General features: G+C 53.6%; 22 protein-coding genes and 1 tRNA gene. 15 read left to right on the plus strand and 8 right to left on the minus strand.

All coding sequences use genetic code 11. The features are described from left to right. Positions 1-6: 6 nt before the first annotated feature. The 3 genes from fruK to AC1MDE_RS21170 form a co-directional block, all read right to left on the minus strand. On the minus strand, positions 7-945 hold the full coding sequence (gene fruK / locus AC1MDE_RS21160) for a 1-phosphofructokinase (protein ID WP_038645831.1): 939 nt from the start codon (positions 943-945) through the stop codon (positions 7-9). Then, positions 942-2072 carry a fused PTS fructose transporter subunit IIA/HPr protein gene (gene fruB, locus AC1MDE_RS21165; protein ID WP_479400687.1) on the minus strand — a complete coding sequence of 377 codons (1131 nt, stop codon included), beginning with the start codon at positions 2070-2072 and terminating at the stop codon, positions 942-944. Before fruB ends, fruK begins: the two co-directional genes overlap by 4 nt. A 276-nt stretch (positions 2073-2348) precedes the next feature. Further along, the gene (locus AC1MDE_RS21170) at positions 2349-2603 is read right to left on the minus strand and encodes a YkgJ family cysteine cluster protein (protein WP_479399827.1); all 255 of its coding nucleotides are present in this window, start codon (positions 2601-2603) and stop codon (positions 2349-2351) included. Positions 2604-2752: 149 nt separating this feature from the next. On the opposite strand from AC1MDE_RS21170, the gene yeiP reads away from it, so the two are divergent. The 9 genes from yeiP (at position 2753) to yejF (ending at position 13690) form a co-directional block, all read left to right on the plus strand. Further along, a complete protein-coding gene (gene yeiP / locus AC1MDE_RS21175) occupies positions 2753-3325 on the plus strand; it encodes an elongation factor P-like protein YeiP (protein ID WP_058962256.1) in 573 nt (190 codons plus the stop codon). 95 nt (positions 3326-3420) lie between these two features. After that, a complete protein-coding gene (locus AC1MDE_RS21180; RefSeq protein WP_058962255.1) occupies positions 3421-4395 on the plus strand; it encodes a CobW family GTP-binding protein in 975 nt (324 codons plus the stop codon). A 44-nt stretch (positions 4396-4439) separates the two neighbouring features. After that, a complete protein-coding gene (locus AC1MDE_RS21185; protein WP_058962254.1) occupies positions 4440-5147 on the plus strand; it encodes a phosphatase PAP2 family protein in 708 nt (235 codons plus the stop codon). A gap of 516 nt (positions 5148-5663) precedes the next feature. Then, positions 5664-6239: a bifunctional murein DD-endopeptidase/murein LD-carboxypeptidase gene (gene mepS / locus AC1MDE_RS21190; protein WP_034824970.1), complete on the plus strand. Its 576-nt coding sequence runs from the start codon at positions 5664-5666 to the stop codon at positions 6237-6239. A gap of 298 nt (positions 6240-6537) precedes the next feature. Then, positions 6538-8103: a cyclic di-GMP phosphodiesterase gene (locus AC1MDE_RS21195; RefSeq protein WP_480345062.1), complete on the plus strand. Its 1566-nt coding sequence runs from the start codon at positions 6538-6540 to the stop codon at positions 8101-8103. 65 nt (positions 8104-8168) lie between these two features. After that, entirely contained in the window at positions 8169-9977 is a 1809-nt protein-coding gene (locus tag AC1MDE_RS21200) for an extracellular solute-binding protein (RefSeq protein WP_058962252.1), read from the plus strand. Between the two features lie 10 nt (positions 9978-9987). Further along, positions 9988-11079 (plus strand): microcin C ABC transporter permease YejB, encoded by a 1092-nt coding sequence (locus AC1MDE_RS21205; RefSeq protein WP_034824974.1) that lies wholly within the window; start codon positions 9988-9990, stop codon positions 11077-11079. Next, on the plus strand, positions 11079-12104 hold the full coding sequence (locus AC1MDE_RS21210) for an ABC transporter permease (RefSeq protein WP_480345063.1): 1026 nt from the start codon (positions 11079-11081) through the stop codon (positions 12102-12104). Before AC1MDE_RS21205 ends, AC1MDE_RS21210 begins: the two co-directional genes overlap by 1 nt. Further along, positions 12101-13690, plus strand: coding sequence for a microcin C ABC transporter ATP-binding protein YejF (gene yejF, locus AC1MDE_RS21215; protein WP_479399069.1), 1590 nt, complete (start codon positions 12101-12103; stop codon positions 13688-13690). The genes AC1MDE_RS21210 and yejF overlap by 4 nt, the downstream gene beginning before the upstream one ends. Here yejF and AC1MDE_RS21220 read toward each other — a convergent pair. The 3 genes from AC1MDE_RS21220 to rsuA form a co-directional block, all read right to left on the minus strand. Then, a complete protein-coding gene (locus AC1MDE_RS21220) occupies positions 13684-14010 on the minus strand; it encodes a YejG family protein (RefSeq protein WP_034824977.1) in 327 nt (108 codons plus the stop codon). The two genes, yejF and AC1MDE_RS21220, sit on opposite strands and share 7 nt — an antisense overlap. A gap of 416 nt (positions 14011-14426) precedes the next feature. Further along, complete coding sequence (locus AC1MDE_RS21225; RefSeq protein ID WP_034824979.1) at positions 14427-15617, minus strand: Bcr/CflA family multidrug efflux MFS transporter; 1191 nt, start codon at positions 15615-15617, stop codon at positions 14427-14429. 12 nt (positions 15618-15629) lie between these two features. After that, the gene (gene rsuA / locus AC1MDE_RS21230; protein ID WP_058961320.1) at positions 15630-16352 is read right to left on the minus strand and encodes a 16S rRNA pseudouridine(516) synthase RsuA; all 723 of its coding nucleotides are present in this window, start codon (positions 16350-16352) and stop codon (positions 15630-15632) included. A 168-nt stretch (positions 16353-16520) separates the two neighbouring features. Here rsuA and radD point away from each other — a divergent pair, with 168 nt between their 5' ends. Then, positions 16521-18275 (plus strand): DNA repair helicase RadD, encoded by a 1755-nt coding sequence (gene radD / locus AC1MDE_RS21235; RefSeq protein ID WP_480345064.1) that lies wholly within the window; start codon positions 16521-16523, stop codon positions 18273-18275. Between the two features lie 128 nt (positions 18276-18403). After that, positions 18404-18688: a 50S ribosomal protein L25 gene (gene rplY, locus AC1MDE_RS21240; protein WP_058961319.1), complete on the plus strand. Its 285-nt coding sequence runs from the start codon at positions 18404-18406 to the stop codon at positions 18686-18688. A gap of 56 nt (positions 18689-18744) precedes the next feature. Here the strand turns inward: rplY and yejK are convergent, their stop codons facing one another. Then, on the minus strand, positions 18745-19749 hold the full coding sequence (yejK, locus tag AC1MDE_RS21245; RefSeq protein WP_058961318.1) for a nucleoid-associated protein YejK: 1005 nt from the start codon (positions 19747-19749) through the stop codon (positions 18745-18747). 158 nt (positions 19750-19907) lie between these two features. On the opposite strand from yejK, the gene AC1MDE_RS21250 reads away from it, so the two are divergent. From AC1MDE_RS21250 to AC1MDE_RS21260, 3 genes are all read left to right on the plus strand, one after another. Then, positions 19908-20135: a YejL family protein gene (locus AC1MDE_RS21250; protein WP_034824987.1), complete on the plus strand. Its 228-nt coding sequence runs from the start codon at positions 19908-19910 to the stop codon at positions 20133-20135. Between the two features lie 23 nt (positions 20136-20158). After that, complete coding sequence (gene yejM, locus AC1MDE_RS21255) at positions 20159-21910, plus strand: LPS biosynthesis-modulating metalloenzyme YejM (RefSeq protein WP_058961317.1); 1752 nt, start codon at positions 20159-20161, stop codon at positions 21908-21910. 72 nt (positions 21911-21982) lie between these two features. After that, positions 21983-22059: transfer RNA gene (locus AC1MDE_RS21260), tRNA-Pro, on the plus strand. Between the two features lie 54 nt (positions 22060-22113). On the opposite strand, the gene AC1MDE_RS21265 is transcribed toward AC1MDE_RS21260, so the two are convergent. Continuing rightward, a complete protein-coding gene (locus AC1MDE_RS21265) occupies positions 22114-22665 on the minus strand; it encodes a GNAT family N-acetyltransferase (protein WP_058961316.1) in 552 nt (183 codons plus the stop codon). A gap of 210 nt (positions 22666-22875) precedes the next feature. Here AC1MDE_RS21265 and AC1MDE_RS21270 point away from each other — a divergent pair, with 210 nt between their 5' ends. After that, positions 22876-23079, plus strand: a complete 204-nt coding sequence (locus tag AC1MDE_RS21270; RefSeq protein WP_034824993.1) for a hypothetical protein — start codon at positions 22876-22878, stop codon at positions 23077-23079. The last annotated feature ends 13 nt before the right edge of the window (positions 23080-23092 follow it).

The following is a 23092-nucleotide window of genomic DNA, read 5'->3' on the forward strand; positions in this document are numbered from 1 at the left end:
CTGCTGTTAGTTAACGGGTTGTAAGTCGACGCGCGCCATCATCGCGGCCAACTGGGTACGATCGGTCACACCAACGTTGCTCTGGCTCACCGCCATCGCAGCCACTGCAGTAGCCAGACGCAAGGTATGCTCGCTGGATTCACGCATCAGCAGCCCGTAAATCAGGCCGCCGACCATTGAATCTCCCGCGCCTACGGTGCTGACCACTTCACAGGCTGGTGGTTTGGCGATCCATTCGCCAGAGGCGTTGACCCACAGTGCGCCTTCCGCACCAAGGGAAATCACCACATGGGCAATGCCCTGCTCACGCAGTTCATGCGCGGCTTCGATCACATCCTGCAAGGTTGGCAGTTTGCGGTCGGCCCAGATTTCCAGTTCACGACGGTTCGGCTTCACCAGCCACGGCGCGGCTTTTAGTCCCGCCACCAGCGCTTCACGACTGCTGTCGAAAATAATGCACGGACACAGGGTGCGCAGATCGCTCATCCATTTGGTGAACGCTTCGGGCGCCACGCCCGCGGGCAAGCTGCCGCTGACGCATACCATGTCGAACTGTCCCAGCCAGGTCAGGGAATCGGCAGTGAAGCGATCCCAATCCTGCGCGGTGACGTTAAAGCCGGAAAAATTCAGATCGGTGACTTCACCGTCTTTTTCCGTCAGCTTGACGTTGATGCGGGTACGGCCCTGCACCACCTGAAAACGGTTGGCGATACCCAGCTCGCTGAACAGCTGCTGGAAGCCATCCTGGTTCTCTTTGCCGAGGAATCCACCGACGGTGACGTCGATACCCAGGTCTTTCAGCACTTTGGCAACGTTGATGCCTTTACCCGCCGCGTGCAGACCGGTGGTTTTCACCAGGTTAACTTCGCCACGTTCGATTTCTGGCGTATAGCCCACCAGATCGTAAGCGGGATTCAATGTGATTGTGGCAACGCGGCGGCTCATGCGACCCCCTCGCCCAGGCCAGAATTAATGGCCTCTTCGATGGCATTCAGCGCCTGCTGTGCATCTTCACCGCTGGCGGTAAAGCGCAGGCGATGGCCTTTTTTCACGCCCAGCGCGACGACTTTCATCAGGCTGCGTCCGTTGGCCGGTTTGCCGCTGCCGTCAAGGTTGGTGACGGTAATGTCACTGTTGAATTGTTTAATGACCGTAACCAGCGCAGTGCCCGGACGTGCGTGCAGTCCGTGCTCGTTGCGGATAGTAAATTCAGCCACCAGTTGATCCGCGCTTTCGTCCACTTCACTGGTCAGCAGCGCGAGGATGCCTGCCGCGTCGGCTTTCAGCAGACGTTCAGCTTTGTTGCTCAGCAGCAGATTGCTTAGATAACCCAGCACTTCCAGCGGACGATCGTCAGTGGCGGCCACGGTCAACAGCAGCGCCACATTTTCGCCCTGATGCACGAATGGCGTGGCGGTACGGCTGACTGCAATGGCGCTACCAAGGTTGCCATTGGCGCTGTCACTCAGCCAGATGCCCTGTCCGAGGCTCAGCGGCGTACGCGAAACCGCATCCGCCACAAACGCCGCTTCAACAGCTGCTGCTGCCTGTAAACGTCCAGCGTTCAGCGCCTGCAAGGTGATGAGATCGTTGGCTGCAACGTCAACCGCAATCAGCGAGGTATCGAATTTGAACTCAGCCGCCTGCTTTTCACCCATGAGGATGGCACGGAGATCATCGGCTGAAGCGGTTTTCAACTGCTCTGCGATACTGTCATCGCTCAATACGTGAGTCAGCTGGCGCAGCAGCGCAAGATGTTCATCTGATTTTGCCGCGATACCGATGGCGACATAAGCCGTTTGCCCGTCACCCCACTCCACGCCCTGCGGGAACTGATAAACCTGTACGCCGGTCTTCAGCACCATATCGCGCGTATCGGTGGTGCCATGCGGAATGGCAATACCATTACCCAGGAAAGTGGTGGTCTGCTGTTCACGCGCCAGCATGCCGTTAACGTAGCCTTCCGACACATTACCGGCTGCGGTTAACGCAGCGGCAACCTGACGGATAGCCTCTTCTTTATTTTGTGCACTGGCACCGGTATGGATGGCCTGAACGTCGAGCTGGAACATATTTCTCCTCGCTTGCTGAAATTGAATCGTTTCAGCTTAATGGCGAAAAATTACGCTGCACTTCTCGGGGCTTACCGAGAAGACAACGCTGAAACGTTTCAGGGAATATGGTACAGCATGAGAAAGCAGGCAAGAAAATGCGCGATCGGCGTAGCAGATTTTTGATGTTCCGCACACTTCAGATCGGATTTAAGATTTTTCAGGCCTGTACGACTGACGTCATTGCTGTAACGCATAGGTCACATAAGGCAAATTCTTCAGCACCGCGTCAGCAATTTAAGGCGCGGTATCTGCTTCGAGTTGTAACAGGAAGGTCATCGCGGCTTCGCGACTGTTGCCGCACATCTCTGCGCTTGGCTGTAAACCCGCACAGACTGCGGGACGCAGCGGAGAACCAAAAATTTTGCAGCGCTGATTTTCATCCAGCTGAACGCAGCGGGTATTGGCCGGTTTGCCCTGGGGCATGCCGGGAATCGGGGAAGAGATTGAGGGGGCTGTGCAACAGGCACCGCACTGGTCACGACAATACATCATGCGCTCCTGAGGATTTCGTCGCGACAATAGCAGGCTGATGACGGGAATGCCATGCGCGGGCAACAATTTTACACTGCCTCCCTTGCCTGTTTTTCACGGCGCGAGTAACGTGGCGCGCATTAACCTTTTCACAGCGAGTTATCCCCATGCCAAAGGCAAATGAAATCAAAAAAGGAATGGCTGTTACCTGGAACGGCAAACTGTTGCTGGTAAAGGACATTGATGTCCAGAGCCCAAGCGCACGCGGTGCTGCCACCCTCTACAAGATGCGTTTTACCGATGTGCGTACTGGCCTGAAAGTGGAAGAGCGCTTCAAGGGTGACGATATTATCGATGCCATTCAGCTTAGCCGTCGCGCCGTGACCTTCTCTTATATAGACGGTGACGAGTACGTGTTTATGGATGATGAAGATTACACGCCGTACAGCTTCAAAAAAGATCAGATTGAAGAAGAACTGCTGTTCATCCCTGAAGGCGGCATTCCTGGCATTCAGGTATTAACCATGGATGGCCAGGTACTGGCGCTGGAACTGCCACAGACGGTGGATATGGAGATTGTCGATACTTCACCGGGCATTAAAGGCGCTTCCGCCAGTGCACGCACCAAACCGGCAGGCATGAGCACCGGCTTGTCGATCCAGGTGCCGGAATACCTGAGCAATGGCGATCGCATCCGTATTCACGTGGCTGAACGCCGCTATATGAGTCGCGCGGACTAACCGCACGATTTTATCCGGCCGCTGAAGGTTGTTATAGTATAACAACGTCGTGCGCGCCGGGTATGTTGTCCGCGCGCCTGAAAATGGAGCCTGTAATGACGCGCGTTAATGTAATCACCGGATTTCTCGGCAGCGGCAAAACCACCACCCTGCTGCATCTGTTAGCCCACAAACCGACCAATGAGAATTGGGCGATTCTGGTCAACGAGTTTGGCGAAGTAGGCATCGACGGCGCACTGCTCGCCGATCGGGGTGCCACGCTGAAGGAAATTCCTGGCGGTTGCATGTGTTGTGTGAACGGCCTGCCGCTGCAAGTCGGGCTCAATATGCTGTTAAAGCAAAATAAGCCTGATCGTCTGATTATCGAACCCACCGGCCTTGGCCACCCTAGACAACTGCTGGATATGCTGCGTGCCGCCGTGTATCAACCCTGGATTCAGGTTGATGCCACCATCACGCTGCTCGATCCCCGTCAGTTAGCCGATGCGCGTGTTGTCGAGAATGAAAACTTCCGCGATCAACTCACCGCAGCCGATATTATCGTCGCCAATAAAAGCGATCGCTGGAGCGAGGAAGATCGTCAGCGTTTGCAGCAATGGCAGCAGCATAATCTGGGCGATCGCCAACTGGTCGAATCCGCGTGGGGTAACGTTGATCCCGCGTTACTGTGCCAGCCCGCATTGGCGGATCGTGCGGTTCCTGAAGCGGCCCACCATCATCATACTTCACGGCCAAAAGGGTTGGCGGCACTGAAACTTGAGGGGTCCGCACGCTGGCGCCGTGCATTGAACGAAGGCCAGGGCTACGCATCCTGTGGCTGGATTTTTGATGGCGATACGGTGTTCGATACCATTCCGGCGCTAGAGTGGGCGCGGCTTGCACCGGTGGATCGCGTTAAAGGCGTACTGCGCACGCCAGACGGTCTGGTGAATATCAATCGTCAGGGTGACGACTTCTTTATGGAAACACGCACCACCACGCCACCGGACAGCCGCATTGAGTTAATCCACCACCAACCCGTTGACTGGAACGTTTTGCAAACAACCTTGTTGAGGATTCGTTTAAATTAGCTGCGTTAGGTTGCCCCATTATTTTTCTTTTGAGTCTATTTTTTATGCGCGCGTCTCGTTTAATCACCATCCTGCTGCTGAATGCACTGGGGATCATGCTGTTCTTTTCGTGGTACCTGCCGCCGGACCATGGCTTCTGGTTTGGTATCGACAAAGCCATCTTCTATAGCTTCAACGATCGGATGGTGGATCACCACGGCTTCGCTTTACTGGTGGCGATCACCAATTTCCGTGGTTTTGATGCGGTATCGCTGCTGGCGATGGGTCTGCTGTACCTCTGGTTCTGGCGTCGTGAAACGCCGCAAGGCCGCCGTCGTATGCTGGCCATTGGCATTACCATGCTGCTCACCGCCGTGGTGCTGAATCAATTGGGTCATTTGATCCCCGTGCAACACGCCAGCCCAACGCTGTTCTTTGACAACGTGCATCGCGTGAGTGAATTGACAGGGATTCCAGCGAAAGATGCCTCCAGTAATAGCTTCCCAGGCGATCACGGCATGATGCTGATTATTTTTGCCTGCTTTATGTGGCGCTATTTTGGCTTCCGCGCTTTCCTGGTGGGTTTAGTGATTGTGGTGGTCTTTGCCCTGCCGCGCGTGATGGCGGGTTCTCACTGGTTTACCGATATTGCTGTGGGATCGATGTCGGTGATTCTGGTGGGATTGAGCTGGTGCTTATTAACCCCGCTCAGTGACAAACTGGTGAATTGGCTCAATCGTGCTCTGCCAGGGAAATATAAGCCGCGCACATAATTGTTAAGCGCGGATGAAAATAAGCCGAGAAGTCGATCATCCGCGCTTATCGAATGCTGAAATACATTATTAGCAGGCTAATGTTTTTCTATTAAAAGAAAACATTATGATGCAAAACGCGTAACAATCGCCTTTTTCCTGGTTTGTCCAGCCAGAAGCCTCTCAAAATCAGCCTTAGCGCCGGAATTAGCCCCTGAAAACCCGCCTTATTGGCTATTAAATCGCTACCAATCGTTGATAAAGTAACCATTGTGTTACGGATTGATTTCACATCAATAAAAGCTATAAAAATTTATATAAAAGCACTCGCCACGCGGTCTGTAATCGGTTAACCTCAAACGCGATTACTTAGAGTGCAGCATAAAATTCGGTGCCTTATGCAACAAAAATGTGTTCATTAACACATTTTAGTAATTAAGGAATTGTCTTAAGCCTTAGCTCTTATTAATCTCAAACCCGTTTTGTCATCTGGCTGGCGACATTGTGTCGTAAGGACTTCAAAGGAACACACGTATAATGGTCAAGTCTCAACCAATACTGAGATACCTCAGGCGGATCCTTCCCGCAGTAGCATTAGCAACACTCTTATCGGCATGTAGTAGTACGCATAACGGTCAGAACGCGAATAACGAGAATCATGAAGTTAACAACCAGAATGGTTTTTTACTTCAAGCGTCTCAGGACGAATTTGAACAAATGGTGCAGAATGTGGACGTTAAGTCCCGCATCATGGAACAGTACAGTGACTGGAAAGGTGTTCGTTATCGCTTAGGCGGCGACACCAAACGCGGCATTGATTGTTCTGCTTTTGTTCAGCGCACCTTTCGCGAGCAGTTCGGTTTAGATTTACCCCGTTCAACGTCAGAACAGCAGGATACGGGCAAAGAGATTTCTCGCGGCAAACTGCGCCCGGGTGATTTAGTCCTGTTCCGTGCCGGTTCTACTGGACGACACGTTGGCATCTATCTGGGTAACGATAACTTCGTTCACGCGTCCACCAGCAGTGGTGTGATGATCTCCAGTTTAAACGACAGTTACTGGAAAACGCGTTACCGTGAAGCCCGCAGGGTTTTAGCTAAAAACCCTAGCTAACGTATCCTTTTGAAGATCCTCTCAGCCAGAGAATCAGAAAACGCTGCCCAGGCAGCGTTTTTTTTCGCCTGCCGTTTCTTAACGCAAATCCGATAGATAAAAAGTAATTGAGAATCAGAAATATAACGAGACTTTTCGCGCTTCCTCGTTATATTCTCGTTTGCTTACTGGCAGCAAATTGTTGCGTCTTCGTCGGCTGAAAAAACCCGCCCTGATGCAATGTTTTACGCCAGACACCAGCGAGCAGTAGTGCACGATTTACATAATAATAATGGCGCCATAAAGGGGAATGCACTCCATGCCACTGTCGGGGACGTTAAAACGTCATGCAACCTATTCGCGCCGTATCGCCTGGAGTAGTGCGATCATCGGCGGTGTGTTCTTTCTGTTGTTTGTCATCGTACTGCTGACGCTCACCTGGCAAAAACGAGTACAACAACATGAACAGTTGCTGATCCATAGCCGCGACGATCTACAACAGGTGATGTCGACCCTGGTGGATACCCTCTATCCATTACAACAGTACACCCAGCTTGAATGTAATAGCGTCAGCCGCGAACTCACTTCACGCGCCGCCTTCGCCGGCAATATCCGCGCGATTTTGCTGGTACGTAACAGCAATGCCTACTGTTCGTCTGCCACCGGCGCTTTTCTGCTGCCCGCTAATGATATCTCTCCACAATCGGAACTGGAGCGCGATCGCGATCTGCGCTTAATGGAAGGCACGCCACTGCTGCCAACCAAACCGGCGCTGGCGCTGTGGATGAAGAATCCAGGCTCAGCTGAGACCGGCATTCTCGCCACCATGAATATCAGCCTGACGCCTTATCAGCTGCTGGCTTCTTATCATCCCGAAATCACCGGTATGGCGTTGGTGATTGGCGATAAAGCCCTGCTGAGTGGCAAGAATCAGGTGGTGAACATCCACGATTTACCACCAGCCTTGAAAGAAATGAGTTTTAAAGATAATGGCATGCGTTTCGTGCTGTACGGTACGACGCTGGCGCAACGCGATTATCATCTGATCCTGCTGACCGGCCTCCTCTCAGCCCTGTTTATGAGTGCGGGCAGCTGGCTGCTGCTGACGCTGTATCAGCGTCCTGGCAAAGAGATTATGCAGGGCATTAAACGTGGTCAGTTTCATGTTGAATATCAGCCCCTGGTCACCGCCCACGATGGGCAACCGTATGGCGTTGAAGCACTACTGCGCTGGACACATCCCACCGAGGGAATGATTCCCCCGGATGCCTTTATTAGCAACGCCGAAGCGCAAAATCTGATTATTCCCCTGACTCAGCATTTGTTTAAGCTGGTGGCACGCGATGCGAAGTTCCTCTGCCAGCAACTGCCGCGCGGCACGCGTATGAGCCTGAACCTTTCCCCTCTGCATCTCGCATCAGAAAGTTTTCGTCAGCATGTGCAGGAGTGGATTGCCGACATGCCAAAAGACCACTTCAACTATGTTTTTGAAATCACCGAACGCACCATGGTGGGCGAAAGAAATGCTGGCGAGATTTTTGCCTGGCTGCATGAGCAGGATATTAAAATTGCCATCGATGACTTCGGCACTGGCCACAGCGCATTGATCTATCTTGAACGCTATCCGTTTGACTACCTCAAAATTGATCGCGGTTTTGTACAGAGTATTGGTACCGAAACGGTGACCTCACCGGTACTGGACGCGGTATTGCTGCTGGCGAAGAAGCTCAATCTCAAAACCGTGGCAGAAGGCGTTGAAACCGGCGATCAGGCAGCGTGGCTGGTGAACCGTGGGGTGACACATCTGCAGGGATATTTATTCAGCCGCCCGCTGCGTCCGGAAAACCTGATCAGTTATTACCAACGTCAGGCAGCTCTCGGTTAACGTCACGCTATCGTCACGAAACTGCTACCATTCAGTGCGGATTATTTAAGGAGAGCGCCCCACTTATGCTGCTGCGTCTTGTCACCGCGTTGTTGGTTTGTAGCGCCATCGCGCCACTGCATGCGGAAACCATCAATGAGAGTTATGCCTTTGCCAAGCTGGGCGAACCGAAGTATGTGGTGAATTTCACCCATTATGATTACGCAAATCCCGCTGCGCCTAAAGGCGGCAAGATGACCATCGCGGTGGTGGGCACTTACGATAACTTCAATCGCTTTGCTTCACGCGGTAATCCTGGCGTCGGCACCGATACGCTGTATGACGGGCTGTTCACCACCTCCGATGATGAGCCTGGCAGCTACTATCCCTTGATTGCTGAATCCGCCCGCTATCCATCCGACTATCACTGGATGGAAGTGTCCATCAATCCGCATGCGCGTTTTCAGGACGGCAGCCCGATCACCGCGAAAGATGTTGCCTTCACCTTCCAAAAATTTATGACCGAAGGGGTGCCACAATTTCGCGTGGCGTTTCGTGGGGTTGAAGTAAAAGCGCTCAACAATCTCACCGTGCGTATCGACATGCCGAAACCGGACAAGGATATGATCCTGAGCTGGTTAACGCTGCCGGTATTGCCGCAAGCCTTCTGGCAGAATAAAAAATTCAACGAGCCGATCGGCTATCCCCCGCTCTCCAGCGGCCCCTATCGCGTCACGTCCTATAAGCCAGGCCAGTTCATTCAATACAGTCGGGTGAAAAACTACTGGGCGGCAAATCTGCCGGTCAATCGGGGACGTTATAACTTTGATACGCTGCGCTATGATTACTATCTTGACGACAACGTCGCTTTTGAAGCCTTCAAAGCTGGCGCGTCCGATCTGCGCGAAGAGGGGTCGGCGAAGAAGTGGGCCACACAATACCGTGGGCGCAACTTTGATAGCCACGCCATCGTGAAATCGACCACGCCAAATACCGTCTCTACCGATACTCGCTGGCTGGCCTTTAACAATGAAAAACCGCTGTTTGCCGATCGTCGTGTGCGTGAGGCGCTGACGCTGGCATTTGATTTCGAGTGGATGAACAAAGCGCTGTTTTACGGGGCCTACAAACGCACTGACAGCTATTTCCAGAACACCGCTTATGCAGCCAAAGGCTACCCGAAAGCCGACCAGCTCATTCTGCTGGCACCGTATAAAGCACAGTTGCCTGCTGAAGTGTTCAACAACGAATACGCACCGCCGCGTTCAGAGGGCAGCGGCTTTGATCGCGGTAATCTGCTAAAAGCCATGACACTGCTGAAAGAAGCGGGCTGGCAGATTAAAAATCAGCAGCTGGTGAACGATAAAACGGGTCAGCCCTTCCGCTTTGAACTGCTGATGCGCAGCGGCACGCAGAACGACTGGGCACTGCCGTTCCAGCATAGCTTGCAGCGTCTGGGGATTCAGGTAGAGTTGCGGCAAATTGATAGCTCGCAGTATTTGCGCCGTTTGCGCGAAGGCGATTACGATATGATCCCCTCGCTTTACTACGCAATGCCTTCGCCTTCCACCAGCCTGCGTACCATTTGGCAGTCGCAATACATCGACTCCTCCTGGAACACCCCTCGGGTGAAAGATCCCATCGTGGACCATTTCGTGCAGGAGATCGTCGATCATCAGGGCGATGAAAAAGCGCTGCTGCCGCTGGGTCAGGCGCTGGATCGTATTCTGTTATGGAATGCCTATATGATCCCGATGTGGTACAACGCCGAACAGAGGCTGGCATACTGGGATAAATTTTCCCGCCCTGAAATCAAACCCGCGTATGCAACCGGGCTAGAGAACTGGTGGTATGACGTGAACAAAGCCGCACAATTGCCGGCCGACAGACGCTGAGGAGAGCGGTTTGGGTTCCTATTTCCTGCGCAGGTTGCTGCTGATTATTCCCACACTGTGGGCGATCATCACCCTGAACTTTTTTATCGTGCAGATTGCGCCCGGTGGACCGGTGGATCAGGCGCTGGCGAATGCGCAATTTGGTCATAGCTCCGGTTTTTCCTCGGGTAGTGCTGGAGATGTCGGCGGTCGCGGTGCGCTGGCGCATGATAATCCGGGCGACAGCCAATATCGCGGCGCGCGTGGCCTTGATCCTGAGGTGATCGCAGAGATCAAACACCGCTACGGTTTTGATAAACCGCTGCTGCAGCGCTATGGCGAAATGCTGTGGAACTATATTCGTTTTGATTTTGGCGACAGTCTGTTCCGCAGCGCCTCGGTGCTGCAGCTGATCAAAGAGAGCTTGCCGGTTTCCATCAGCCTGGGCTTGTGGAGTACGTTGATCATTTATCTGGTCTCGATTCCGTTAGGGATTAAAAAGGCAGTGCGCAACGGCAGCGCTTTCGATATCTGGAGCAGTACCTTTATCATCATTGGATACTCCATCCCGGCCTTTCTCTTCGGCATCATGCTGATTGTGCTGTTTGCCGGGGGCAGCTATTTCGACTGGTTCCCGCTACGCGGTCTGACCTCGCCGCAGTTTGATACGCTGCCGTGGTACAGCAAGATTGGCGACTATCTCTGGCACATCACGCTGCCGGTTCTGGCCACAGTGATAGGCGGTTTTGCCACGCTCACTATGCTGACCAAAAACTCATTCCTCGATGAGATCCGCAAACAATATGTGGTCACCGCACGCGCCAAAGGACTGGATGAAAAACGTATTTTATACGGCCACGTGTTTCGCAACGCCATGCTGCTGGTGATCGCCGGTTTCCCTGCCACCTTTATCAGCATGTTCTTCACCAGTTCGGTCTTGATTGAAGTGATGTTCTCCCTCAACGGACTCGGCTTGCTGGGTTACGATGCCACTATTCAGCGCGACTATCCGGTGATGTTTGGCACGCTGTATATCTTTACGCTGATTGGCTTGTTGATGAATATTCTCAGCGATCTGACCTATACGCTGGTCGATCCGCGCATCGATTTTGAGGGGCGCTAATGGGCTTATCGCTAATCAACCAGCAGCGCTGGCAACGCTTTCGCCATAACCGCCGTGGATACTGGTCGCTGTGGATTTTTCTGGTGATTTTTGTGCTTTCACTCGGTGCAGAGTTGCTGGCCAACGACAAGCCGCTGCTGGTGCACTATCAGCAACGCTGGTATATGCCGCTGTTGTTCAATTACAGCGAGAGTGATTTTGGCGGCGACTTTGCCACCCCGGCCGATTACCAGGACCCGTGGCTAAAACAGCGGATCGATCAGCAGGGCTGGGCGCTGTGGGCACCGATCCGTTTCAGTGACAGCACCATTAATTTCGCCACGGATGTGCCCTTCCCTTCTCCGCCCTCGAAGCAGAACTGGCTGGGTACTGACGCTAATGGTGGTGATGTACTGGCGCGTTTACTGTACGGCACACGCATCTCGCTGCTGTTTGGTATCTTACTGACGCTGTTCTCCAGCGTGATCGGCATCGTGATCGGCGCCGTGCAGGGCTATTTTGGCGGCCGCGTCGATCTGGTTGGTCAGCGTCTGATTGAAGTGTGGTCTGGTATGCCGTCGCTGTTTTTATTGATTCTGCTCTCCAGTGTGATTCAACCCGGCTTCTGGTGGCTATTGCTGGTCACCGTGGTGTTTGGCTGGATGAGCCTGGTGAGCGTGGTGCGAGCCGAGTTTCTGCGCACGCGTAACTTTGATTATGTGCGTGCGGCACGCGCGCTCGGCGTCAGCGATGGACGCATTATGCTGCGCCACATGCTGCCGAACGCCATGGTGGCCACGCTGACCTTCCTGCCCTTTATTTTATGCGGTTCGATTACCACCCTGACCTCACTGGATTTCCTTGGCTTCGGCTTGCCGGTGGGTTCTCCCTCGCTGGGTGAACTGCTGTTACAGGGCAAAAACAACTTACAGGCGCCGTGGCTGGGACTTTCCGGCTTCTTCGCCCTCGCGCTGCTCCTCTCGCTGTTGATCTTTATCGGTGATGCGGTACGTGATGCTTTTGATCCCAGTCGGGGGGTGAAATGAGCCTGTTAAGCGTCAACCATCTTGCCGTGGCCTTCAATCAGCGCCGCGTGGTGGAAGATATCTCACTGCAGATTGATGCCGGTGAAACTCTGGCGCTGGTCGGTGAATCCGGTTCAGGAAAAAGCGTTACGGCGCTCTCGATTATGCGCCTGCTGCCGCAACCGCCCGTGACCTATCCGCAAGGTGAGATCCTGTTCAATGGTCAAAGCATTTTGCAGGCCAGCGAGCGCGAGATGCGCGGCCTGCGTGGCAATCAGATGGCGATGATTTTCCAGGAACCGATGGTGTCGCTCAACCCGCTGCACAACGTTGAGAAGCAGCTGTATGAAGTGCTGTCTCTGCATCGCGGGATGCGCAAAGAAGCGGCGCGCGGCGAAATTCTTAGCTGTCTCGATCGCGTTGGCATCCGCAATGCAGCATCACGCCTCGGCGATTTCCCGCATCAGCTGTCCGGCGGAGAGCGTCAGCGCGTGATGATTGCCATGGCGTTACTGACGCAACCAAAACTGCTGATTGCCGATGAGCCCACCACCGCGTTGGATGTCACGGTACAGGCACAGATTCTGCGCTTGCTGCGTGAACTGCAGCGCGAACTGAATATGGGCATGCTGTTCATCACCCACAATCTCAATATCGTTCGCCAGCTGGCGCATCGCGTTACGGTGATGCGCAGTGGTCAGGAAGTGGAGCACAACCTTTGCAAGCCACTGTTTAGCCAGCCACAGCATCCCTATACACGCGAATTACTCGCCGCAGAGCCGGATGGCCAACCGGTGCCGCTTATCGATACCCAACCCCTGCTGCAGGTCAAAAACCTGCACGTGGGCTTTCCGATTAAACGCGGATTGTTCAAACGCAGTGTGGCGGAAAAAACCGTGCTCAGCGATCTCAACTTCACACTGCGCCGGGGTGAAAGCCTTGGTTTGGTGGGGGAATCCGGTTCAGGCAAAAGCACCACCGGATTGGCGCTGCTGCGTTTGATTGCCGCGCGCGGTGAGATTTGGTTTGACGGTCAGCCGCTGCATAGCCTATCGCGTAAACAGCTTTTGCCGCTGCGTCCGCATATTCAGGTGGTGTTTCAGGATCCCAACTCATCACTCAATCCGCGCATGACGGTACAACAGGTGATTGCAGAAGGGCTGGCAGTACATCGTCCTGAATTAAGTGCCGCCGAGCAGGAAGCGAAAGTGATCGCCGTGATGCAGGAAGTGGGGCTGGATGCGGAAAGCCGTTCACGCTACCCCGCAGAGTTTTCCGGTGGTCAACGTCAGCGCATCGCTATTGCCAGAGCGCTGATTCTGGAGCCGCAATTAATCGTGCTGGATGAACCGACCTCTTCGCTGGATCGCTCAGTGCAGAAGCAAATTCTCACCCTGCTGCGCCGTTTACAGCAGCAGCACCAGTTAGCGTATCTGTTTATTAGCCATGATTTGCAGGTGGTGCGCGCACTCTGCCATCAGCTAATTGTGCTGCGCCAGGGTGAAGTGGTGGAACAGGGAGAATGCGAAGCGTTGTTTAACGCACCGGCCAGCGATTATACGCGTCAGCTTTTAGCCTCCGCGCAGGGCGAATCGTTAACTCAGTGACCTTCAAAGGTTTCCGCGATGGCAACGCCCTGATTTTTCAGGCAGCAGTTGGTAGTGCTTTCGTCGCCACGCTGAATCAGTAAACAGGGCTGCCCTTCACACAGGGCAATTTTGCATTCGACCTGAATCTGCGCCAGCGTCTCTTGCAGCTGGTGCAGAATTTCCAGCGCCGGATGGCCATCGTGACTTAACAGACGCAGTGCGACGAGATCTTCATCGTGCACACCGTTGACCGCCTCCTGACGTTCAATTTCACCGACATGGTCGGCTGACCAACGATAATGTTGCGGTAAGCGATGCATAACCGAAAGTTGCAGCATAATTACAGTCCCCAGAGACGTTAACGCTTATTCACGACGACGGCGATTACGCAGTGAATCCCTACCTGGTAAACTCAGAATACGGACGTCAAGGTTTGCCTTCTCGTTTTAAACACAAAGCATGTAGCAAAGTTATTATTTGCGAGCTTTCTCGCATTTATGCCTATGTGTACCTTGTTCGGCGGCAGTTAACAATCATTTTAGACGCAATATAGTTACTTTTTTACACCTAAATTTTCACATTATGGAAACATTAAGCATAACGAATATGTGGGGATTCGCGAGTGAACGTGAAGAATTGATCGCATACGGCAAGAGGGAATGTGATAACGGCGCGGTTTTTTATTCGCGATTTCAATGGCTCTAAAAACCAGTGAACTCCGCGATCAACCGCGCCGTGAGAGGAAAGTGCAGATTTACGCGTGGCGTGGACGTGCGGCGTAGCTAAACAACACAATGGATACGGTTGCGCACAGGGCAATGGTCGCCACCATCGGCCAGGCGCTGTTAATACTGACCAGTGACAGCAATGCCCCCACCAGCGCACCCACGCCAAAGCGCAAAGTACCGGCCAGTGACGATGCGGTGCCCGCCATATGCGGAAACTCATCGAGAATCACCGCCATCGCGTTCGAAGAAACCGTCGAGACGCAGCCGATAAACATCGCCACGCCAAACACCAGCGACAGGAAACCTAAATCCAGCGCGCTGGCAATCAGCAGCCAGATGCCCATCGCAAACTGTATGATCAGTCCGATACGGAACATCGCCAAAGGCCCGAAGCGGCGTACCGCGCGGCTGTTGATCAGCGTCATGACAAACAGGAACACCACGTTAAGGCCAAAGTAGTAGCCAAAGTTTTGCGGTGAAACGTGATTCACTTCGATGTAAACAAAAGGCCCGGCGTTGAGGAAGGTAAACAATCCCGCAAAGGAGAAGCCGCTTGCCAGCATGTAGCTGAACGCACGTTTATGGCGCACCAGCGCGACGAAGTTACTCAGCGTGGTTCGCAAATGGAAGCGCTGCCGCTGTTCAGGCTTGAGCGTCTCGCGGATCTGCGTCACCACCAGTACGGTAGTGATCAATGCGGCCACAGCCAGCGTCCAGAAAATCGCGTGCCAGTTCCACAGCAGCAACAGCCAACCGCCGATAATGGGTGCCAGTAACGGTGCAATGGTGGTGACCAGCATGACAAACGACATCATGCGCGAGAAATCCTCTTTCGAGTAACTGTCTCGCATCAGCGCGTTAATCACCACGCTGGCCGCTGCCGCCGACAAGCCGTGCAGGAAGCGCATAAAGATCAGTTGATCAATGGACTGCGACAAGGCACATGCCGCCGCGGCGCAGGCAAAGATCAGCGTGCCCAGCACAATCACCGGTTTACGTCCGTAGCTGTCCGCCAGCGGGCCATACACCAACTGCCCGATAGCAAACCCCAGAATGTAAAGGTTAAGCGTCATCTGCACGCTGCCTGCCGAAACGGCAAATTCGCGTGCGATTTGCGGCATTGCCGGCAAATACATATCAATGGAGAGCGGCATCAGCATCGCCAGCAATCCCAGAATCACGACCAACCCTACCGGTGAATTCTTTTCCTTACGCACCGCTTTCTCCCGCTATTTGCGTTTTTTCAGCTCTTCTGGCAGGCCGATGCTGTCGACCTCTTCTTCCGTGAGTTCACGGTATTCACCTTCAGCCAGGTCGTCATCCAGCACGATCTCGCCAATGCTTTCGCGATGCAGCGCGGACACATGGTTACCCATCGCGGCAAACATGCGTTTGACCTGATGATAGCGGCCTTCCGTGATGGTTAAACGAGCGGCCTTTTCGTCGAGGATCTCCAGCACCGCCGGTTTGGTCAGTTCTTTCTCATTGTGCAGTTGAATCCCCGTCGCAAACTTCTCCACCAACGCAGGGTCAATCGGCTCTTCTACCTCAACCAGATAGGTTTTTTCGAGGTGATGGCGCGGAGAGGTAATACGGTGGGACCATTGACCATCGTCCGTCAGCAGCACCAAACCGGTGGTATCGATATCCAGGCGGCCCGCCGCATGCAGCTTAAAGGCAGCCGGTTCTTCCATGAAGAACAACACGGTAGGATGATCGGGATCGTCAGTGGAGCAGACATAGCCCTGCGGCTTATTCAGCATGAAGTAGCGTGGACCGGTTTGCACCACCAGGGGGTTGCCGTCGTATTCGATTTCGTCATCTGGCAACACTTTGTAGCCCGCGTCACGAACCACTTCGCCATTAATGGTGACTTTCCTGGCGCGGATTTCGCGGCCAGCGATAGCACGGCTGACTTCCAGCTGCTGAGATATGAATTTTTCGAGTCGCATGAATTCGCTTTTGCCTGTTACTACGGAGGGAACTGAAACGGCGTTTTTAAACCGTTAAAAAAGTGTGGGCAGTATAGCTTGATCCTTCGCCTGCTAACAGTACCGCGCCTGCGTTTCAGCTGTTTTCATGGCATAATGCGTGCCCGTTTGAAAAAAAAGTTTGCCCTGATGTCTTTCACCCTGCGCCCGTACCAGCAAGAGGCCGTTGACGCCACGCTCCAGCATTTTCGCCGCCACGATACGCCCGCCGTGATTGTGCTGCCGACGGGTGCCGGTAAAAGTCTGGTGATTGCTGAACTGGCGCGCATTGCCCGAGGCCGCGTGCTGGTGCTGGCGCATGTGAAAGAGTTGGTCGAGCAGAACCACAGCAAATATCAGGCGTATGGTCTGGAAGCCGATATTTTTGCCGCCGGTTTGCAGCGCAAACAGAGCGAAAGCAAAGTGGTATTTGGCAGCGTGCAGTCGGTGGCGCGCAATCTGGATCGCTTCGACAGTGTCTTCTCCCTGGTCATCGTTGATGAGTGCCACCGCATCAGCGACAACGAAGAGAGTCAGTATCAGCAGCTGTTCGCCCATCTGCGGCAGCATAATCCGCAACTGCGTCTGCTGGGGCTCACCGCCACCCCCTTTCGCCTCGGCAAAGGCTGGATTTATCAGTTTCACTATCACGGCATGGTACGCGGCGATCAGCACGCGCTATTCCGTGACTGTATTTATGAATTGCCGCTGCGCTACATGATCAAGCACGGTTTCCTTGTGCCACCCGAACGGCTGGATATGCCGATAGTACAGTATGATTTCAGCCGCCTGATCCCGCAAAATAACGGTTTATTCAGCGAAGCCGATCTCAATCGCGAATTAAAGCAGCAGAATCGCGTCACGCCGCACATCATCAGACAGATCGTGGAGTTCGCGGAGGATCGTCGTGGTGTGATGGTATTCGCCGCTACGGTAGAACATGCGCGTGAAATTCTGTCTCTGTTGCCGGAAAACAGTGCATTAGTCTCAGCGGAAACGGTGGTGAAAGAACGTGACCGCTTGATCAGCGAATTTAAAGCACAGCAGTTAAAGTTTCTGGTGAACGTGGCGGTGCTGACCACCGGCTTTGATGCGCCACACGTCGATCTCATCGCCATTCTTCGCCCTACTGAATCTGTCAGCCTGTATCAGCAAATCGTCGGACGCGGCCTGCGTTTGTCACCAGGCAAAACCGACTGCCTGATCCTCGATTATGCTGGCAATCCGCACGATCTCTTTACCCCTGAAGTCGGCACGCCAAAAGGCGCCAGTGACAATCAGCCGGTGCAAGTGTTCTGCCCTGCCTGTGGTTTCGCCAATACCTTCTGGGGAAAAACCACCGAAGATGGCCATATCATTGAACATTATGGCCGTCGGTGTCAGGGCGTGATGGAGGATGATGAGGGCAATCGTGAACAGTGCGACTATCGCTTCCGCTTTAAAAGTTGTCCCGACTGCGGTGCAGAAAACGATATTGCGGCCCGCCGCTGTCATCAGTGCGATCGCATCATGGTCGACCCTGATGATATGTTGAAAGCCGCGCTAAAACTTAAAGATGCACGCGTGCTGCGCTGCGGCGGCATGACGCTGGAACAAGGGCGCGACGAGAAAGGCGAATGGCTGAAAGCGACCTACTTTGATGAAGATGGCACCAGCGTCAGTGAACGTTTTCGTCTGCAAACGCCTGCACAACGCAAAGCCTTTGAGCAGCTGTTTATGCGCCCACACCAGCGCGCACCCGGCGTGGAACTCGGTTGGCAAACTGCTGCGGATGTTATTGCTTTGCAGCCACTGCTGCGTCATCCCGATTTTGTGGTGGCACGCGCGAAAGGTCATTTCTGGCAAATTCGCGAGAAGATGTTCGATTATCAGGGACGTTATCGACGCGCGAATGAGCTGCGTTAAACGACGGAATCATTTGCCCGCGTCTTCTATTGCGGCTATAATGCCGCCCGCTTTTGCATCCGTAAAAGCATATGAATAACCGTCTGTTGCTGGGTCGCCTGTAGCAGAAATGATTGAAGAGAAATCAAATGACCACTTTCAACGCTGAAGTACGTAAAGAGCAGGGTAAGGGTGCGAGCCGCCGTCTGCGTGTAGCAAATAAATTCCCAGCCATCATCTATGGCGGAAACGAAGCGCCAGTTGCTATCGAACTGGACCACGACCAGGTTATGAACCTGCAGGCTAAGCCTGAGTTCTACACCGACGTGCTGACCATCGTTGTTGATGGTAAAGAAGTTAAAGTTAAGGCTCAGGCGGTGCAACGTCACCCGTTCAAGCCAAAACTGCACCACATCGACTTCGTTCGCGCTTAATCGCCAACGAGTTGAAAAGAGAACGCCGCTTACGCGGCGTTTTTTTTGCCTGAAAATCAGTTACCGCCGGTTCGGCGCTGTAACTGATCGCGCAGATTAGGTGGTGTGCCTTTGATTGTCAGGGTATCGGTCGCGGGATCCCAAAAAATGCGCTCGCCCAGTAGCATGGCATCAAAATTCAGCGTCAGGCCGCCACCGCTGCCAGCAAACTTGGTCAACTGGCGCAATGTGCTACGGTCAGCCGGGAAATGCTCTTCCAACTCGTACCCCTGCTCCTGGGTAAAGGCCTGGAAGGTTTTCTCTCCCAGTGGCGGCAGTTCACTGGACAAATCTTCCAGCGCAATCTCCTCACCTGCCTGCAGTTGATCATTGCAGTAGCTGTAAACCTGCTGACGATAGTTCTGGCGCTCGTTCTTATCGAGATTCGATTCCGCGCAGTAATCATCTACCGCCTGCAGCAACCCCCGGTTCTGTGCTTTGGTATCGAGGCCAACGCTGGCACCGAGGAAATCCATAAAGAAATCGGCCACTTTGCGCCCGACACGTCCACGCAGGAAGGTCAGATATCGGGTGGATTCTGGGTTGGTTTCCCATTCAGTGAGGTCAATACGCGCCACAATATCCGCATGATTGATATCAAGATAATGGGTGCTGCTGATATCCAGTTGCTCATTGACGCGCATACTCGACTGGCTGCTCAGCATCGCCACCAGCAAATACTCCACCGCCAGATAGCGATAGTGCAGGAATAGCACCACGCCACTTTCCGCAAACGGATATTTGCCCAGCTCATCACGCAGACGCCCGGTCGCGGCGCGGCTAAAGGCCAGAAAGTCATCTTCCCCTTTGCGGCAATTGCGCAGCGCATCGGCCAGTTCACTCTCTTCATTAAACAGGCCATAGGCTTTGCTTTTGGCGCTGTACACCCGATGCAGCTCCTCTGCCATCTCTTCTACCGCACGGGTAGTCGGCAGTAATGTGTCACGCAGGACCAGCTCAAGCTGATTTTCATCACGTTTAACTAACTGATGCAGGGCAATCTGGTCGATATCCAGACTCATGGTAGACTCTCCTTTGGGCTCAGGCGCGTATTCAAACACCGCCCGCCGCTGCTTTCAACTCCACGCACAAACTGATCGCTCTGCTTGCGATTTAATTGCGGAAAAAAGCGCTTTGTTACGGTAATATACCGCCTTTTCACACTTGATTAGTCGACGATATGCCACAATCATCCCGTTATAGCGACGAGCGCGTAGAGAAGCTTCTCGCGCAGATGGCGCAGATTCTTGAAAAAGACAAAGCGCCAACCGACCTTTCCCTGATGGTGTTAGGGAACATGGTAACCAATTTGATTAACACCAGTGTCTCGCCGGCCCAGCGCCGCAGCCTGGCGAAATCTTTCGCGGAAGCGTTGCAGTCTTCCGTTCGCGATGACAACGCCCACTAAATTGCAGATCTGACCTCATAAATATGGTAACCAACCGGCAGCGCTACCGCGAAAAAGTCTCCCAGATGATCAGCTGGGGGCACTGGTTTGCTCTGTTTAATATCATCTTCGCGCTGATTTTAGGCAGCCGCTATCTGTTGGTCGCCGACTGGCCTGCGTCACTCGCGGGTCGTATTTATGCCTATACCAGTTGGATTGGTCACTTTAGCTTTATCGTGTTCGCCGGTTATCTGCTGGTGATTTTTCCGCTCACCTTTGTGGTGATGTCACAGCGATTGCTTAGGGTGCTGTCGGCGATTATCGCCACTGCCGGGCTGACGCTGATTATGGTCGATAGCGCGGTATTCAACCGCTTCCACCTCCATCTGAATCCGGTGGTGTGGGAGTTAGTCATCAACCCCGACCAAAGCGAGATGGCGCGCGACTGGCAGCTGATGTTTATTAGCGTACCGGTCATCTTCCTCGTGGAGATGTTGTTTGCCACCTGGAGCTGGCAGAAGCTGCGCAGCCTGAATCGACGCTCATTTGGTAAGCCGCTGGCCGCGCTGTTTATCTGTGCTTTCTTTGCCAGCCATCTGTTGTATATCTGGGCCGATGCCAATTTCTATCGCCCGATTACCATGCAGCGCGCCAATCTGCCGCTCTCCTATCCGATGACCGCGCGACGTTTTCTTGAACGTCATGGCTTGCTGGATGCGCAGGAGTATCAGCGTCGTCTGGTGCAACAGGGTGATCCTGAGGCGCTGTCAGTGCAGTATCCGCTGAGTGATATCACCTTCCGCGATGGCGGCACGCGGCACAACCTGCTGCTGCTGACCGTTGATGGTTTGAGTCATGACAATCTGGATAAGGCACTGCCATCGCTGAATCAGTTTGCCAGTGACAACGTACGTTTTACCCAACACTACAGTGCCGGGATTGCGCCGGAAAAAGGCATGTTCGGTCTGTTCTACGGCATCTCCTCCAGCTATATGGACGGCGTACTTGCTGCGCGCATGCCTTCGGCATTACTTGGTGCGCTGAATTCGCAGGGGTATCAGTTTGGTCTGTTCTCCTCCGACGGCTTCAGCCAGCCCTTGTATCGCCAGGCGCTGTTAGCGGATTACAGCCTGCCAGAGGCGGATGCTCAGCCGAACAGCACGACGGTGAACCAATGGCAAAACTGGCTCAACGGCCAGAAAGCCGAGGGTGCGCCCTGGTTCTCATGGATTTCACTTGATGGCGTCAACGTGACTGGCGAAAGCATTAAAGCGCGTCAGCGCAGCTATTTGCGCCAGGCTAACAGCGTTGATGAGCAAATTGCGGCCGTGCTACAGACGTTGCAGCAACGCGATTTGCTCAAAAATACCGTGGTGGTGATTACCGCCCAGCGTGCGGTTACGCCGGATAATGATGATAATCCGGGCAACCGTGCAACGTTACGGGTGCCTCTTGTGGTGCACTGGCCGAATACGCCGGCGCAGACCATCGATCGTCTGACCGACCAGCAGGATGTGATGACGACGTTAATGCAACGTCTGCTACATGTGCGCACCAATCCGGCCAACTATTCACAGGGGGAAGACCTGTTTGCTGCTCAGCGCAGCCACAACTGGGTCGCCAGTAGTGAAGAGGGCAAACTGGTGGTGACAACGCCAACCGTGACGCTGGTGCTGAATAACAACGGCAGTTACAGCGCCTACGATGCTCAGGGTAACAAACTGAAGGATCACAAACCGCAGCTGGCATTACTGCTACAGGTATTGACGGAAGAGAAGCGCTTTACCGCAAACTGATTAATTATGAGGCAGTTAAAACCTGCGCATATTGCAATCGTGAGCGGAACCAGTAGACTACTTCTCCACGTTCGGCACGTAGCGCAGCCTGGTAGCGCACGGTCATGGGGTGTCCGGGGTCGGAGGTTCAAATCCTCTCGTGCCGACCAAAATCCCAAAAAAAGCAGCCCTTGTGGCTGCTTTTTTGCTTTCTGAAGGCGCCGCTAGGCATTGTTACGTTGCGCCAGCCACTCGTCACGCGTCAGCTCCCAGGTTCCCGCCTCTAACTCGCCTTCCACGAAGGTTTTGCGATAGGTCTCGACTAAGCGCATGCCGGTGCGTTCTGAGATGCGACGAGAAGCCAGATTATCCATTGCCTTGGGCACACGCAGACGCGTCTGATCGAGATGGATAAACCAGAATTCGGTAACTGCTGCACAGGCTTCACTCATCAATCCCTGCTTCTGCCATTCGGGCACCAACCAGAATCCCCGGTTATCTTCCGGCCCCAGACGTAGTGAGATTAAACCAATCAGACTGTTGGGATCAGATCGATGGCGAAGGCTCCAGTGCCACGCCTGCCCTGCTTTCATTGCAGGCAGCGCCATACCCTCAATATATTGACGGGCGCCATCAGCGGGATAAGGCCAGGGCACAGAACCGATCAGATGCCGCACGATTTCCCAGCGCGGGAAAACCTGCTGTACCTGAATCGCATCTTCGCTTCGCAGCGGTTGCAGCAGTAAACGGGGCGTTTCCAGACGCGGTATTTCCATAACAACCTCCTTGGTTTACCCATTCAGTATTATCGTAAAACGGCCTGAGTGGAAAATCTTCTCCGAAATAATCAGTCAGTTACCGAAAGCAATCAAAGCGGAGCGGGATCACATTTTTCGTCAAATATGACAGCATTTCATCTGATTGAAACAAAACTGTCATACAGTTTAATTACTCTTATCCTTCCTGTTTTTCGATGGACACTTATTATGGTCATCAAAGCTAAAAACCTGCAGGACGCGGAAGAACTCCTGCATTCAGGTATCAGTAAAGTTGAACTGGCTTACGATATCGGCAGCGACGATTTTTTCCGCCTGGCTTCGCGGTGGTGTGACCGCGGTGCGCGTATAACCAAAGGCAACGAGCACTTTGTGGTACAGATCAAAGGCATGTCGATTCCGCCTAATCACTAAACGTGGGTGAGCC

This window comes from Pantoea folii (genome assembly GCF_056678875.1).

Bases quoted from the DNA above. Each gene is read 5' to 3' on its own strand.
- fruK (WP_038645831.1), bottom strand. From the start codon at position 945: ATGAGCCGCCGCGTTGCCACAATCACATTGAATCCCGCTTACGATCTG.
- fruB (WP_479400687.1), bottom strand. From the start codon at position 2,072: ATGTTCCAGCTCGACGTTCAGGCCATCCATACCGGTGCCAGTGCACAA.
- AC1MDE_RS21170 (WP_479399827.1), bottom strand. From the start codon at position 2,603: ATGTATTGTCGTGACCAGTGCGGTGCCTGTTGCACAGCCCCCTCAATC.
- yeiP (WP_058962256.1), top strand. From the start codon at position 2,753: ATGCCAAAGGCAAATGAAATCAAAAAAGGAATGGCTGTTACCTGGAAC.
- AC1MDE_RS21180 (WP_058962255.1), top strand. From the start codon at position 3,421: ATGACGCGCGTTAATGTAATCACCGGATTTCTCGGCAGCGGCAAAACC.
- AC1MDE_RS21185 (WP_058962254.1), top strand. From the start codon at position 4,440: ATGCGCGCGTCTCGTTTAATCACCATCCTGCTGCTGAATGCACTGGGG.
- mepS (WP_034824970.1), top strand. From the start codon at position 5,664: ATGGTCAAGTCTCAACCAATACTGAGATACCTCAGGCGGATCCTTCCC.
- AC1MDE_RS21195 (WP_480345062.1), top strand. From the start codon at position 6,538: ATGCCACTGTCGGGGACGTTAAAACGTCATGCAACCTATTCGCGCCGT.
- AC1MDE_RS21200 (WP_058962252.1), top strand. From the start codon at position 8,169: ATGCTGCTGCGTCTTGTCACCGCGTTGTTGGTTTGTAGCGCCATCGCG.
- AC1MDE_RS21210 (WP_480345063.1), top strand. From the start codon at position 11,079: ATGGGCTTATCGCTAATCAACCAGCAGCGCTGGCAACGCTTTCGCCAT.
- yejF (WP_479399069.1), top strand. From the start codon at position 12,101: ATGAGCCTGTTAAGCGTCAACCATCTTGCCGTGGCCTTCAATCAGCGC.
- AC1MDE_RS21220 (WP_034824977.1), bottom strand. From the start codon at position 14,010: ATGCTGCAACTTTCGGTTATGCATCGCTTACCGCAACATTATCGTTGG.
- rsuA (WP_058961320.1), bottom strand. From the start codon at position 16,352: ATGCGACTCGAAAAATTCATATCTCAGCAGCTGGAAGTCAGCCGTGCT.
- radD (WP_480345064.1), top strand. From the start codon at position 16,521: ATGTCTTTCACCCTGCGCCCGTACCAGCAAGAGGCCGTTGACGCCACG.
- rplY (WP_058961319.1), top strand. From the start codon at position 18,404: ATGACCACTTTCAACGCTGAAGTACGTAAAGAGCAGGGTAAGGGTGCG.
- yejK (WP_058961318.1), bottom strand. From the start codon at position 19,749: ATGAGTCTGGATATCGACCAGATTGCCCTGCATCAGTTAGTTAAACGT.
- AC1MDE_RS21250 (WP_034824987.1), top strand. From the start codon at position 19,908: ATGCCACAATCATCCCGTTATAGCGACGAGCGCGTAGAGAAGCTTCTC.
- yejM (WP_058961317.1), top strand. From the start codon at position 20,159: ATGGTAACCAACCGGCAGCGCTACCGCGAAAAAGTCTCCCAGATGATC.
- AC1MDE_RS21265 (WP_058961316.1), bottom strand. From the start codon at position 22,665: ATGGAAATACCGCGTCTGGAAACGCCCCGTTTACTGCTGCAACCGCTG.
- AC1MDE_RS21270 (WP_034824993.1), top strand. From the start codon at position 22,876: ATGGTCATCAAAGCTAAAAACCTGCAGGACGCGGAAGAACTCCTGCAT.